The organism is Kitasatospora sp. NPDC101108 (assembly GCF_055584725.1).
The window spans coordinates 93,466-104,839 of sequence record NZ_JBVJLM010000010.1 but is presented as its reverse complement, the minus strand read 5'-3'; the positions used below and the strand labels follow the sequence as shown (position 1 = coordinate 104,839).

At 74.3% G+C, this 11,374-nt stretch carries 13 protein-coding genes; 8 read left to right on the top strand and 5 right to left on the bottom strand.

Features of this window, described 5'->3' with window-relative positions:
• Nucleotides 1–50: 50 nt before the first annotated feature.
• Complete coding sequence (locus ACZ6Z8_RS22195) at nucleotides 51–956, bottom strand: PIG-L family deacetylase (RefSeq protein ID WP_465611782.1); 906 nt, start codon at nucleotides 954–956, stop codon at nucleotides 51–53.
• A gap of 241 nt (nucleotides 957–1,197) precedes the next feature.
• Here ACZ6Z8_RS22195 and ACZ6Z8_RS22190 point away from each other — a divergent pair, with 241 nt between their 5' ends.
• The 3 genes from ACZ6Z8_RS22190 to ACZ6Z8_RS22180 all read left to right on the top strand — a co-directional run bounded on the left by ACZ6Z8_RS22190 (nucleotide 1,198) and on the right by ACZ6Z8_RS22180 (nucleotide 3,634).
• Nucleotides 1,198–1,917, top strand: a complete 720-nt coding sequence (locus ACZ6Z8_RS22190) for a ricin-type beta-trefoil lectin domain protein (protein WP_465611781.1) — start codon at nucleotides 1,198–1,200, stop codon at nucleotides 1,915–1,917.
• Nucleotides 1,918–2,104: 187 nt separating this feature from the next.
• The gene (locus tag ACZ6Z8_RS22185) at nucleotides 2,105–3,058 is read left to right on the top strand and encodes a MerR family transcriptional regulator (RefSeq protein ID WP_465611780.1); all 954 of its coding nucleotides are present in this window, start codon (nucleotides 2,105–2,107) and stop codon (nucleotides 3,056–3,058) included.
• 108 nt (nucleotides 3,059–3,166) lie between these two features.
• A complete protein-coding gene (locus tag ACZ6Z8_RS22180; RefSeq protein ID WP_465611779.1) occupies nucleotides 3,167–3,634 on the top strand; it encodes a hypothetical protein in 468 nt (155 codons plus the stop codon).
• On the opposite strand, the gene ACZ6Z8_RS22175 is transcribed toward ACZ6Z8_RS22180, so the two are convergent.
• Entirely contained in the window at nucleotides 3,625–4,239 is a 615-nt protein-coding gene (locus ACZ6Z8_RS22175; protein ID WP_465611778.1) for a hypothetical protein, read from the bottom strand. The two genes, ACZ6Z8_RS22180 and ACZ6Z8_RS22175, sit on opposite strands and share 10 nt — an antisense overlap.
• A 34-nt stretch (nucleotides 4,240–4,273) precedes the next feature.
• Between ACZ6Z8_RS22175 and ACZ6Z8_RS22170 the strand changes: the two genes are divergently transcribed.
• Nucleotides 4,274–4,690 carry a hypothetical protein gene (locus ACZ6Z8_RS22170; protein WP_465611777.1) on the top strand — a complete coding sequence of 139 codons (417 nt, stop codon included), beginning with the start codon at nucleotides 4,274–4,276 and terminating at the stop codon, nucleotides 4,688–4,690.
• A gap of 21 nt (nucleotides 4,691–4,711) precedes the next feature.
• Here the strand turns inward: ACZ6Z8_RS22170 and ACZ6Z8_RS22165 are convergent, their stop codons facing one another.
• The gene (locus ACZ6Z8_RS22165) at nucleotides 4,712–5,293 is read right to left on the bottom strand and encodes a MarR family winged helix-turn-helix transcriptional regulator (RefSeq protein ID WP_465611776.1); all 582 of its coding nucleotides are present in this window, start codon (nucleotides 5,291–5,293) and stop codon (nucleotides 4,712–4,714) included.
• Nucleotides 5,294–5,490: 197 nt separating this feature from the next.
• On the opposite strand from ACZ6Z8_RS22165, the gene ACZ6Z8_RS22160 reads away from it, so the two are divergent.
• From ACZ6Z8_RS22160 to ACZ6Z8_RS22150, 3 genes are all read left to right on the top strand, one after another.
• A complete protein-coding gene (locus tag ACZ6Z8_RS22160) occupies nucleotides 5,491–6,690 on the top strand; it encodes a cytochrome P450 (protein WP_465611775.1) in 1,200 nt (399 codons plus the stop codon).
• Nucleotides 6,691–6,770: 80 nt separating this feature from the next.
• Complete coding sequence (locus ACZ6Z8_RS22155; RefSeq protein WP_465611774.1) at nucleotides 6,771–6,980, top strand: ferredoxin; 210 nt, start codon at nucleotides 6,771–6,773, stop codon at nucleotides 6,978–6,980.
• Nucleotides 6,977–8,332 (top strand): NAD(P)/FAD-dependent oxidoreductase, encoded by a 1,356-nt coding sequence (locus tag ACZ6Z8_RS22150; protein ID WP_465611773.1) that lies wholly within the window; start codon nucleotides 6,977–6,979, stop codon nucleotides 8,330–8,332. The genes ACZ6Z8_RS22155 and ACZ6Z8_RS22150 overlap by 4 nt, the downstream gene beginning before the upstream one ends.
• Here ACZ6Z8_RS22150 and ACZ6Z8_RS22145 read toward each other — a convergent pair.
• Complete coding sequence (locus ACZ6Z8_RS22145; protein ID WP_465611772.1) at nucleotides 8,298–8,894, bottom strand: dTDP-4-dehydrorhamnose 3,5-epimerase family protein; 597 nt, start codon at nucleotides 8,892–8,894, stop codon at nucleotides 8,298–8,300. The genes ACZ6Z8_RS22150 and ACZ6Z8_RS22145 overlap by 35 nt on opposite strands.
• A gap of 218 nt (nucleotides 8,895–9,112) precedes the next feature.
• Here ACZ6Z8_RS22145 and ACZ6Z8_RS22140 point away from each other — a divergent pair, with 218 nt between their 5' ends.
• Complete coding sequence (locus tag ACZ6Z8_RS22140) at nucleotides 9,113–10,087, top strand: NAD-dependent epimerase/dehydratase family protein (RefSeq protein ID WP_465611771.1); 975 nt, start codon at nucleotides 9,113–9,115, stop codon at nucleotides 10,085–10,087.
• Nucleotides 10,088–10,114: 27 nt separating this feature from the next.
• On the opposite strand, the gene ACZ6Z8_RS22135 is transcribed toward ACZ6Z8_RS22140, so the two are convergent.
• Nucleotides 10,115–11,341, bottom strand: a complete 1,227-nt coding sequence (locus tag ACZ6Z8_RS22135; RefSeq protein WP_465611770.1) for a methyltransferase domain-containing protein — start codon at nucleotides 11,339–11,341, stop codon at nucleotides 10,115–10,117.
• Nucleotides 11,342–11,374: the final 33 nt, after the last annotated feature.

Below are 11,374 nucleotides of genomic sequence, written 5' to 3'. Positions count from 1 at the left end.
GGGCGCACGGCCCCCGGCCCCCGGCAGTGGTGCCGGGGGCCCGGGGGGTGTCAGCGCAGGCCGGCGAACAGGTCCTGTTCGGGCAGCGGCGCGCCGGTGGTGTCGCGCACGCGCACGAAGGTCTCGATGCCCATCAGCTCGGTGAAGCGCTCCTTGCCCATCCGCAGGAAGAAGATGTTCTCGCCCTGGCTGGCGTGGGCGGCCAGGGCGTCGAACTTCTGGCCGCCGTAGGCGCTGGTGTCCACCCAGGTGGTGACCTCCTCGTCGGGCAGCCCGATCGGCGGCAGCTCGGGGGCCTCGACGGCCGACCCGGCCCCGCCCGTCCCGCCGGCCTCCCCGGCCTCCCCGGCCGCGTCGGTGGGCTCGGCGGGTTCGGTGGGCTCGTCCCAGTCGGCGCCGAACTCCCGCATCGCCTCGCCGAAACGCTTCATCGCCGAGTGCGGCGCGGTGGTCCAGTACACCTTGGGCGTCAGTTCGGGGGCCAGGTCCAGGGCGGCCATGGTGATGCGGTGGGCCTGGATGTGGTCGGGGTGGCCGTAGAAGCCGTTCTCGTCGTAGGTGACGACGACGTCGGGCCGGTAGTGGCGGATCAGCTCGGCCAGGCGGGCGGCGCCGTCGGCGACGGGGGTGCCCCAGAACGCGCCGGGGGCGTCGTTGGCGGGCCAGCCCATCATCCCGGAGTCGCCGTAGTCGAGCATTTCGAGGTGGTCGACGCCCAGGATGCGGCAGCTGGCCTCCAGCTCCTTGCGGCGCAGGGCGGCCACCGCCTGCGGGTCGTGCCCGGCCTCGCCGGGCTTGAGGCCGCCGGGGCCGTCGCCGCAGGCACCGTCGGTGCAGGTGACGAGGACGGTGCGGACGCCCTCGGCGGCGTATCGGGCGAGCACGCCGCCGGTGCCGGTGGCCTCGTCGTCGGGGTGGGCGTGCACTGCCATCAGCGTCAGGGGCCGGTCGGCCATGGTGTCGTCCTCGCTTCGCTCGGGTGGTCCGCCTCCAGTCTGCCTGGCGGGTCTGACAGCCCGTCCCCGGCCCCGTCCCCGCGGCCGGGACACCGGCGTACGTGCAAGCTGGCATGAATCGTTTCCGGACAAGCCATTCACAACAGTTGACGGAGCCTCACCTCGTCGCCCACGCTGGGCGGCACCAACCACACGATCCACACATCCGGTTGGGCCCCGTCGACCAGAAGGGACCCCTCGTATGCGCCTGCGACGAACCCTCGCCGCCGTGCTGACCACCCTGCTCACCCTGGCGGGCGTCGCCGCCATGTCCTCCACCGCCCAGGCCGGGACCCCCGGCGCCTGCGGCACCGGCCGCGGCGGCCCGATGGCCTCCGCGACCTGCAACAACGTGCCGGCCGGCACGGTCTGGCAGGTCCAGGTGGTCTGCTTCTACGTCGTCCAGAGCCAGCCCGTCACCTACTGGGTCGCCGGCAACACCGTGGTCGGCGACGGGACCTCCACCGCCGTGTGCCACCCCGGCGACATCGCCACCGACACCATCCGCCCGGTCGTCATCGGCATGCAGGGCAAGCAGGGCCGCCTGGTCGGCTACGGCGGCAAGTGCGTGGACATCGCCCACGGCAGCAACAACAACGCCACCCCCGTGCAGATCTACGACTGCAACGGCACCGGCGCCCAGTGGTGGACCCTGGGCCTGGACAGCACCGTCCGCGGCCTGGGCAAGTGCCTGAACGTCGTGTGGGGCAGCGCCTCCAGCCCCAACGGCACCAAGGTCGAGATCTACGACTGCGTCGGCAGCCAGGGCGAGCAGTGGATCCCGCAGCCCGACGGCTCGCTGAAGAACGTGCTGACCGGCAAGTGCCTGGACGAGCTCGGCTTCGACACCTCCAACCGCGCCCAGCTGGGCATCTGGGACTGCAACGGCCTGGCCAACCAGAAGTGGGTCCTCACCCCCTGAGGCCCGGCCCGACACCTCACGACCCCAACGGGCGTGCGCCCCGGCCCACCTGAGCCCCCGTCCCCAGGTGGGCCCCGGCGCCCGCCCCGCAGTCGCCCGGAGAGCAATCGTCGAGCCCGGGGGCGCGGCAACCCGGCAGGAAGATCGGGGTTGAGTCTCCCGCAGGGGGAGGCGCGAGAGTGAGGGCATGGACGGCGACACGCTCTTCACCATCGGTGACCTGGCCCGGCGGACCGGGCTGACGGTCAAGACCATCCGGTTCTACTCCGACACCGGGATCGTGCCGCCGACAGACCGCAGCCCGGCCGGCTACCGGCTCTACGACATCAACGCGCTCACACGTCTGGATCTGGTGCGCACCCTGCGGGACCTGGGCCTCGACCTGGCCGTCATCCGGCAAGTGCTGGACCGGGAGGTCTCGGTGCCCGAGGCCGCGGCCGCACACGCCGATGCCCTGGACGTGCAGATCCGCACCCTGCGCCTGCGCCGCGCGGTGCTGCGAGCGGTGGCCAAACGCGGCTCCAGCCCCGAGGAGACGGACCTCATGCACAAACTCGCGAGGCTTTCCGACGACGAACGCCGACGCCTGATCACCGACTTCATCGACGACACCTTCGGTGGGCTCGAAGCCAACGCCGACTTCGTCGACATGATGCGCTCGGCCATGCCCGAACTGCCGGACGACCCCGAGCCGGAGCAGGTCGACGCCTGGGTGGAACTCGCCGAGCTCACCCAGGATCCCGACTTCCGCGCGGCTGTGCGCCGCATGGCCCGCTACCAGGCGGACGAGCGGGCCCGGGGCGACCGCACCGGCTTGCACCACGACCTCACCGAGACCGTCCGGGACAGCGTCGGCCGCGCCCTCGATGCCGGCATCGCCCCGGCCTCGGCCGAGGCCGCACCCGTGATCGACGCCCTCACCGCCCGCTACGCGCAGACCTTCGGCCGCGCCGACGACGCCGAACTGCGCCATTGGCTGCTCAGGCGCCTGGAGATCGCCGGCGACCCCCGCGCGGAACGCTACTGGCACCTGCTCGCCGTCATCAACGGATGGTCCGTCCCGCCCAGCCTGGCACCGGTGTTCACCTGGCTCACGCACGCCTTGCGCGCCCGCACCGGGCAACCGTCCCGCGTGGAGTAGCCCCCGCCCGCCGGCCGGCCCGATCCTCGCGGCTTCGACCAGGCCGCGAGGGTTCCGGGGCATGCGACGAGCGCCTGTTCCACGGGCGTCCTTCCTTCGATGCGGCGGATGGCGGAGGCCGGCCGGGGTGGCGTCGGGCAGGAGCTGTGGGAGGGGACCGGCATGCTGGTCGCGAGTTTCGACACGTACGGGCGGGTTGCCGAGTTCGATCCGGTGACCGGGGCGCTCGGGCCCGAACGGGATGCCGGGCCGGGGGAGGTGAGCCACGGTGACTACGGCCAACTGGCGTGCACCCGTGTGGTGTTCTACCGGGACGTGGACGGGGTGCTGCGGATCCGGGTGGGGGAGCGCGACATCCGGCTCGACACCGCCACCGGTGTCCGGCACCGGGTCGTCGGGCCGGAGTGTGTCCTCACCGCCGGCCAGGACATCGAGTTGCGCTACCCGGTACCGCCCGCATGGGCGGGCCTGGAGAACGACCTGACGCCCTTCGTCGAGGCGGAGCACTTCGACCTCGGCCTCTTCGTCGCCAACGTCTCGGCGAACCGCGCCCGGGCGGCCCGTATCTACCGCTGACGGGCCGCCCAGTACAACGCGGTGTCGAGGTCGCGGGCCGTCCAGCCGGCCGCCCGGGTGCCGCCGTGCAGCAGGAGGGCGTCGAGGAGGTGCAGGTAGCGGCCGTAGCGGCCCGGCGCGGGGGTGAGGGTGAAGCCGAGGGTGTCCAGGGCGGCCTGGACGTGGCGGTCGTAGACGGCCATCCGCGCGGGTGCCGCCGCGGTCAGGACGGCGGAGGCGAGCGCGTCCCCGGTGCGCAGGCCCGGCAGGTCCGCGAGGACGGCCCGGCCCGCACGGGCGGCCTCACCGCGCGCGAGGGCGGTGTCCCGGACGGCCGCGACGGCCCGCGCGGTGACGGCCCGCACCTGCGTGTCGGGCCGGGACAGGAGTTCGGCCGCCCACGGGGTGCGCGCGGACAGCCGCTTCCAGACCGTCAGCACCGCGATGTCGGCCTTGCCGAGGCTGCCGCTGCTCCGGGCCCGCCGCGCGACCTCGTCGAAGACCTCGTCGTAGTGCGGCGAGACGCCCGTCAGGTAGTCGGCACGGGCGGGGACCAGGACCTCCCAGGCCCGCTCGCACAGGGTGGCGAAGTCGTCTTCGGCCGTTGTCGCCGTGGTGTTCTCCATCCCGGCATCATGCCCCCTCCACGAGGCCGGGGGAGTGCCCGTCCACCGCCAGGGCGCCCACCACGCCGGCACCGCCGAAGCCGCCGCCCGGCTGGCCCCGCGCGCCCGGCCCGCCGCCTGGCCAAACCTGCTGTCCACCGACGTCGCGGCGGTCCTGGCCGCCCTCCCCGACGAGGACCTGGTCGAGGTCGTCCGGGAGGACCACGACGGCCGGATCACCGGCGAGGTCGGCGACACGGAGGAGTTCCGGGCGCGGGCCGCCGAACTGTCCGGCGCCCGGGCCGCCGCCGTCCTGTCGGTGGGCACCGACGAGCGCGGCCCGCTGTTCACCGCCGTGCTGCCCGACGCCGACGGCGTCCTGCGGGCCCGGTGGCGCACCGATCCGACCCCCGCCGACCGGCACTGGGCCCGCCGGCGGACCGCGCAGCCCGACGACGGCCACCGCGCCTGACGCCCCGGCGGCCGGGGCCGCTCAGGTCTCCACGGCGTCGCGCACCGCGGCGCAGTCCCCGGCCGCCGCCCCCACGGCCCCGCCCGCCGGGGCAGCGGCGCCGTCCTCCTCCGGCGGCATCGAGCCCCGCACCCGCTGCACGTAGCGCTCGATCAGGTGGCACAGCACGCTGACCGTCGCGGCCACGTCCGGCTCCGGGACGCCTTCCAGGGCGCTGGTCAGCCCGATGATGTTGGCCTGTTTCAGCCGCTCCAGCATCGCCCGCCCGTCGGCCGTGAGCACCACCCGGCGGGCCCGGCGGTCCAGCGCGTCCGGGGTGCGCTCCACCAGGCACTGGCCCTCCAGGCGGTCGATCTGCCGGGTGACGTGCGAGGGCTTGACCATCAGCCTGGCCGCCAGGTCGCCGACCCGGCTGGGCCCCTCGGCCTCGGCGAGCGCGCGCAGCAGGTAGACGTCCGAGCGGGCGGCCGTGATGCCGGCCCGGGCGGTGCGGCGTTCGTGCTCCTGGGAGCGGGTCAGCAGGTAGGCCAGCGAGGCCAGTACGGCCTCCAGGTCCGCGGTGGCGTCCGCGGCGGCGGTTCGATCGTCTGCGGCGTCCGACATGGGCGAACTGTAGCGAGCCGGTGCCCGCCACCGCTGCGGTACCGACCGCTGACCGGATTTCGGACAGATTCGGCGCCCACCGGATGGCCTCTTCCGCCGCCACGGACCGCGAGTTAGCGTGACGGCGAGTTAGTTGCTTTTGGCACGTAAATGCTCCAGGGTCCCGCTCCACCCCACCCCCGAGAAGGGAGCCCCTGATGGCCACCACCGCCCAGGCCCCCCGCTTCACCCACCCCGCCGCCCGCGGCACCTGCCCCTTCGCCCCGCCGCCGCCCTACCGCCAGGCCCAGCAGGAGGAGCCGATCAGCCGCATCTCCCTGTGGGACGGCGCCCCCAGCTGGCTGGTCACCCGCCACGAGGACATCAAGGCGGTCCTCTCCGACACCCGCTTCAGCTCCGACTCCACCCGCCCCGGCTTCCCCTTCATCAGCGCCGGCGCCCGCCAACTCAACGCCGGCCAGCCCACCTTCATCCGCATGGACGACCCCGAGCACGCCCGCCTGCGCCGGATGCTCACCGCCGAATTCATGATCAAGAAGGTCGAGGCGCTGCGCCCCGACATCCAGCGCATCGCCGACGACCTGCTCGACCGCATGACCGACGGCCGCACCGGCGCCGACCTGGTGCGCGACTTCGCCCTGCCCCTGCCCTCCCTGGTCATCTGCCTGCTGCTCGGCGTCCCCTACCAGGACCACGAGTTCTTCCAGGAGTGCAGCCGCGTCCTGCTGCGCCGCGACTCCGCCGCCGAGGACGTCGCCACCGCCCAGCACCGCCTGGTCGACTACCTGAGCGACCTCACCGAGACCAAGCGCACCAGCCCCGACGACGGCATCCTCAGCCGCCTGGTGGAACGCGGCGAACTGAACACCGCGCAGATCGGCGCGATGGGCCGGCTGCTGCTCATCGCCGGACACGAGACCACCGCCAACATGACCGCCCTGTCGGTCCTCGCCCTGCTGCGCAACCCCGACCAGCTCGACCACCTGCGCCGCCACCCCGAAGCCGTCACCGGCGCGGTCGAGGAACTGCTGCGCTACCTGACCATCGTGCACTCCGGCCTGACCCGCGTCGCCACCGAGGACGTCGACCTCGCCGGGGTACGCATCCGGGCCGGCGAAGGCGTCGTCTGCATGATCAGCACCGCCAACCGCGACGAGGACGAGTTCCCGGACGGCGACGAACTCGACCTGACCCGCGACGCCCGCCGCCACCTCGCCTTCGGCTTCGGCGTCCACCAGTGCCTGGGCCAGCCGCTGGCCCGGCTGGAACTGCAGATCGCCCTCAACACCCTCCTGCGCCGCCTGCCCGAACTGCGCCTGGCCGTACCGTTCGAGCAGATCCGCTTCCGCGGCGACATGCTCATCTACGGCGTCCACGAGCTGCCGATCGCCTGGTAACGGAGCTCCGGCCCCAACCCGCCGGCCGCACAGCGCAGTTCACCAACCCCGAGACCAGCCATGCCCCGAAGGGAAACCCCATGCTCGTCCAGATCGACCAGGACAAGTGCTGCGGCGCCGGACACTGCGTCCTCGCCGCCCCCGACGTCTTCGACCAGCGCGACGAGGACGGCATCGTCGTCCTGCTCGACGCCCGCCCGCCCGCCGCACTCCACCAGGCCGTCCAGGACGCCGCCGCCGTCTGCCCGGCCGCCGCGATCCAGCTCGACCAGGCCCCGGAGCAGGCGTGAGCGCACTGCGGGAGGTGGCCGTCGTCGGCGCCGGCGCCGCCGGACTGCACGCCGCCGAGGCGCTGCGCCGGGCCGGCTACGACGGCCGCCTCACCCTCGTCGGCGCCGAGGACGAACCCCCGTACGACCGCCCGCCGCTGTCCAAGCACCTGCTCGACGGCCAGTGGCAACCCGACCGGCTCGCCCTGCGCAGCCCCGACGCACTCGCGGACCTGCGGCTCGACCTGCGCCTGGGCGCACCCGCCGAACGCCTGGACCGCCGGACCCGGACGGTGCACCTCGCCGACGGCCGCCAGATCCGCTGCCAGGCCGTCATCCTCGCCACCGGCGTCCGCCCGCGCCGACTGCCCGGAGCCGTCACAGCCCGGCCCGCAGGCGCAACGCCACCCGGGGCCGGAGCGCCGCTGCCCGGCGCCCACGTGCTGCGCACCCTCGCCGACGCCCTCGCCCTGCGCGAGGAACTGCGCCCGGGGACACGGCTGTTGGTGGCCGGCGGCGGACTGCTCGGCGCCGAGGCGGCGGCCACCGCCGTCGGACTCGGCGCCGAGGTGACCTGGCTGGTGTCCGCCGCCGCACCCATGGCCGCCGTCCTGGGCGCCCAGACGGCCGCACTGCTGACCGGCCTGCACCGCGAACACGGGGTGCGCATCCACCGGGGCACGGCCGCCGCGGTGGTCCAGCGGCGCGGCCGCGCCGCCGGCGTGCGGCTGGCCGACGGATCCGAACTGGCCGCCGACACCGTCCTGATGGCGATCGGATCCGAGCCCGCCACCGAGTGGCTGGCCGGCAGCGGCGTGCCGCTGGACCCGGACGGCGGCGTGGCCTGCGACGCCCACTGCGCCGCCGGCCCCGGCGTCTGGGCGGCCGGCGACGCCGCCTCCTGGCCCGACCCGCGCACCGGCCGCCGCCGGCGCCTCGAACAGCGCACCAACGCCACCGAACAGGCCCTGCACGCCGCCCGCGACCTGCTGGCCGGCCCGCACGGCGCCCGGCCGCCCTACACGCCGGTCCCGTACCTGTGGACCGACCAGTACGGCCTGCGCGTCCAGGCCTTCGGCAGCCCCGGCACCGCCGACCGCTTCCACCTCGTCGACGGCAGCCCCGCCGAGCACCGCTTCGCCGCCGCCTGCCTGCGCGAGGGCCGGGTCACCGGCGCGGTCGGCATCGCCTCCGCCCGCGCCCTGCGACAGCTGCGCGCCCAGGTCGCCGCCCACGCCCCCTGGCCGCCCGCCACCGGCGACGACGCCCCGGGCAGCGGCCCCACCTGGGGCCCGTCCGGCCAACCCGGAGCCGGCCAGCCGGCCAACGGCCACCCGGTCAACGGCCCCGGGCCAGGCCCCGGACCGCGGTGAAGGACGGGAGCAGGCCCCGGCGCCCGGCCTCCGCCAGGCCCGGGGCCGAGCGGTCCCGCTCCGACAGCGAGGTCACGTCCGCACCCGCGGGCCACGGCAGCGCGAGCTCCCCGTCGAGCGGATGGACGGTGCGCTCCCGCTGCGCGGCATAGGGCGCCGAGCACAGGTAGAGCACCGTCGCCCGGTCGGTCAGCGCCGTGAAGGCGTGGCCGAGCCCCTCGGACAGGTACACCGCCCGCGCGTGGTCCGCACCCAGGCGCACCGAGTCCCACCCGCCGAAGGTCGGCGAGCCCTCCCGCACGTCCACCACGAAGTCCAGCACCTCCCCGGCCACACAGGTCACGTACCTGGCCTGCCCGGGCGGGGTGTCGACGTAGTGCACGCCGCGGATCACCCCCTTGCGGGAGACCGACACCCCGGCCATCGCCAGCGGCAGCGGCGCCCCCAGCACCCCGGCGAAGTCCCCCACGGAGTACCACTCCGTGAACGAGCCGCGCTCGTCGCGGCGCGGATCGAGGGCGACCTCCCACGCCCCGGCCACGCTGAGCTGACGCAGTTCCATTTCGCCTCCGTTCCGCGCGGCCGGCCGATCCCGGCCCCGTCCGACCGTGGCAGGCCCACGTCCAGCACCGCTCGACGGCCACTCGTGCAACCCCTGGCACAACTGACCGTGGACCCACCTGCCCCGAAGACCCGAAGAAGACCCGAAGCCCCAGAAGAAGCCCCGAAGACCCGAAGCCCCGAAGACCCGCAGAAGAGAACAGAAAAAGGGGACCGCCCATGTCACATCCCGCCCGGCCCCTGGTCGCCGTCCTCGGCGCCTCCGGCTACCTCGGCTCGGCCGTCACCGCCGAACTCGCCGCCCGCCCGCTGCGGCTGCGCCTGGTGGGCCGGCGCCGCTGCGCGCCACCCGCCGGCGCGGCCGCCTCCGTCGAGACCCGCGAGGTCGACCTGACCGCCCCCGGCGAGGCCGCCCGGGCCGTCGCGGACGCCGACGCCGTCGTCCACCTGGTGGCGCACACCACCGACGCCGCCAACTGGCGCGCGGCGGAGCTGGACCCGCTCGCCGAGCGGATCAACGTGGGACTGATGCGCTCGGTGGTCCAGGCCCTGCGGGCGCAGCACCGGCCCGGACGCCGCCCGCCGACGGTCGTCTTCGCGGGCTCCGTCTCCCAGGTCGGCCGCTCCGGCCCCGTCGACGGCAGCGAGCCCGACGAACCGGTGACGGTCTACGCCCGCCAGAAGCTCGCCGCCGAGCGGCTGCTCACGGCCGCCACCGCCGAGGGCGTCCTGCGCGGCGTCTCGCTGCGGCTGCCCACCGTCTACGGCCGCGGACCGGGCCCCCAGGGGCGCGGCGTCGTGCTGGCGATGACCCACCGCGCGCTGGCCGGCGAACCGCTCACGCTCTGGGGCACGGGAGCGGTGGAACGCGACCTGCTCCACGTCGCCGACGCGGCCCGGGCGGTGGCCGCCTGCCTGGACCACGCGGACGAACTGGCCGGACGGCACTGGCCGGTGGGCACCGGCGACCCGGTCACGGTCGCGCAGCTGTTCACCGCCATCGCCCGCAGCGTGGCCGCCCGCACCGGCCGGCCACCGGTGCCCGTGCGCTCCGTGGAACCCCCGCGCACGGCGACCGAGACCGACGCGCGCGGCACCGTCGTCGACTCCTCGGCGTTCCGGTCGGTCACCGGCTGGCGGCCCCGGCTGGCGCTGCGGCAGGCGCTGGACGACCTCGTGGCAGCGCTCGCGTAGCAGGGGACGGGGCAGGGGCGGGCGCCGTCAGACCAGGTGGACCTCGGGCACGTAGAGGATCCACTGCCCGCCCCGGTCCTGGAAGCCGCTCTCCTTGCGCATGATCTCGGCGGCGTGGTTCCACGCGAACAGCAGCGCGTAGTCCGGGTACGACGCGGCGAACTCCTCCGGGGAGCGCACCGGAATGTGCGAACCCGGGCTGAGCAGCCCCTGCTTGGCCGGCGTGTTGTCACAGATGTACGAGACCAGGTCGGGGCCGATCCCGCAGAAGTTGGTGAGCGTGGCGCTCTTCGCGGTCGCCCCGTACCCGGCCACCGTCCTGCCCTGCTCCCGGCACCGCACCAGGACGTCGCGCAGGCTCTCGCGCAGCTGCTGGACGTTGGCGGCGAAGCGGTCCAGCGTGCGCTGCTCCGCGATGCCCAGGATCTTCTCCCGGTCCAGGTACCGGGCCACCGCCGGGCTGGGCGTACGGGCGCCGGGGCGCGCCACCGTGTAGCGGATCTCGCCGCCGTGCACCGGCAGGTGCTCCACGTCGACCAGCTCGAAGCCGTACTGGGCGGCCATCGCCTGGACCGAGCGCACGGTGAAGAAGTAGTAGTGCTCGTCGTAGATCTGGTCGAAGGACGTCCGCTCGACGATGTCGGCCAGGTACGGGTCCTCGAACACGAAGATCCCGTCGGGGGCCAGCAGCACGTCCACGCCGCGGAAGATCGAGTCGACGTAGTCGACGTGGGAGAAGGTGTTGGCGGCGTACACCACCTTGGCCGGCCCCTCCGCGGCGAAGACCTCCTTCGCCGTGGACTCCTCGAAGAACGCGTTGCGCACGCGGATCCCCTTGGCGGCGGCGGCCTCCGCCACCCGCTTGGAGGGCTCCACCCCCAGGTGGCGCACCCCCGCCCCGGCGACCGTCTCCAGCATGATCCCGTCGTTGCTGCCGAACTCGACGATGAAGGACCCCGGCTCCTTCAGCTCGTTGTCCAGGAAGCTCTGCGCGACGTTGCGGAAGTGGCGCCGCATGTCGGCCGAACCCGACGCCACGTACGGGTAGTCCACGTGGAACATCTTCTCGCGCGGGATGCCCTCGACCAGCTGCGCCATGGTGCAGGCCGTGCAGACCGCGACCGCCAGGCGGTAGAAGAACTCGTTGGAGAGGTCCTTCGGGGCGACGAACGCGTCAGCCACCGGCTGGCGTCCGAAGTCGAAGAACTCGCGAAGCGAACCGCCGCAGATTCGGCAGCTGGGCGTGGCAGACATGATGTGTTCCCCAAGTGTCGGCGGAGTGTTCCT

What these genes read in the sequence shown, in the direction of transcription:
- ACZ6Z8_RS22180 (WP_465611779.1), top strand. Translation starts at nt 3,167, where the DNA reads ATGGCGGAGGCCGGCCGGGGTGGCGTCGGGCAGGAGCTGTGGGAGGGG.
- ACZ6Z8_RS22175 (WP_465611778.1), bottom strand. Translation starts at nt 4,239, where the DNA reads ATGGAGAACACCACGGCGACAACGGCCGAAGACGACTTCGCCACCCTG.
- ACZ6Z8_RS22135 (WP_465611770.1), bottom strand. Translation starts at nt 11,341, where the DNA reads ATGTCTGCCACGCCCAGCTGCCGAATCTGCGGCGGTTCGCTTCGCGAG.
- ACZ6Z8_RS22195 (WP_465611782.1), bottom strand. Translation starts at nt 956, where the DNA reads ATGGCCGACCGGCCCCTGACGCTGATGGCAGTGCACGCCCACCCCGAC.
- ACZ6Z8_RS22155 (WP_465611774.1), top strand. Translation starts at nt 6,771, where the DNA reads ATGCTCGTCCAGATCGACCAGGACAAGTGCTGCGGCGCCGGACACTGC.
- ACZ6Z8_RS22185 (WP_465611780.1), top strand. Translation starts at nt 2,105, where the DNA reads ATGGACGGCGACACGCTCTTCACCATCGGTGACCTGGCCCGGCGGACC.
- ACZ6Z8_RS22165 (WP_465611776.1), bottom strand. Translation starts at nt 5,293, where the DNA reads ATGTCGGACGCCGCAGACGATCGAACCGCCGCCGCGGACGCCACCGCG.
- ACZ6Z8_RS22160 (WP_465611775.1), top strand. Translation starts at nt 5,491, where the DNA reads ATGGCCACCACCGCCCAGGCCCCCCGCTTCACCCACCCCGCCGCCCGC.
- ACZ6Z8_RS22140 (WP_465611771.1), top strand. Translation starts at nt 9,113, where the DNA reads ATGTCACATCCCGCCCGGCCCCTGGTCGCCGTCCTCGGCGCCTCCGGC.
- ACZ6Z8_RS22190 (WP_465611781.1), top strand. Translation starts at nt 1,198, where the DNA reads ATGCGCCTGCGACGAACCCTCGCCGCCGTGCTGACCACCCTGCTCACC.
- ACZ6Z8_RS22145 (WP_465611772.1), bottom strand. Translation starts at nt 8,894, where the DNA reads ATGGAACTGCGTCAGCTCAGCGTGGCCGGGGCGTGGGAGGTCGCCCTC.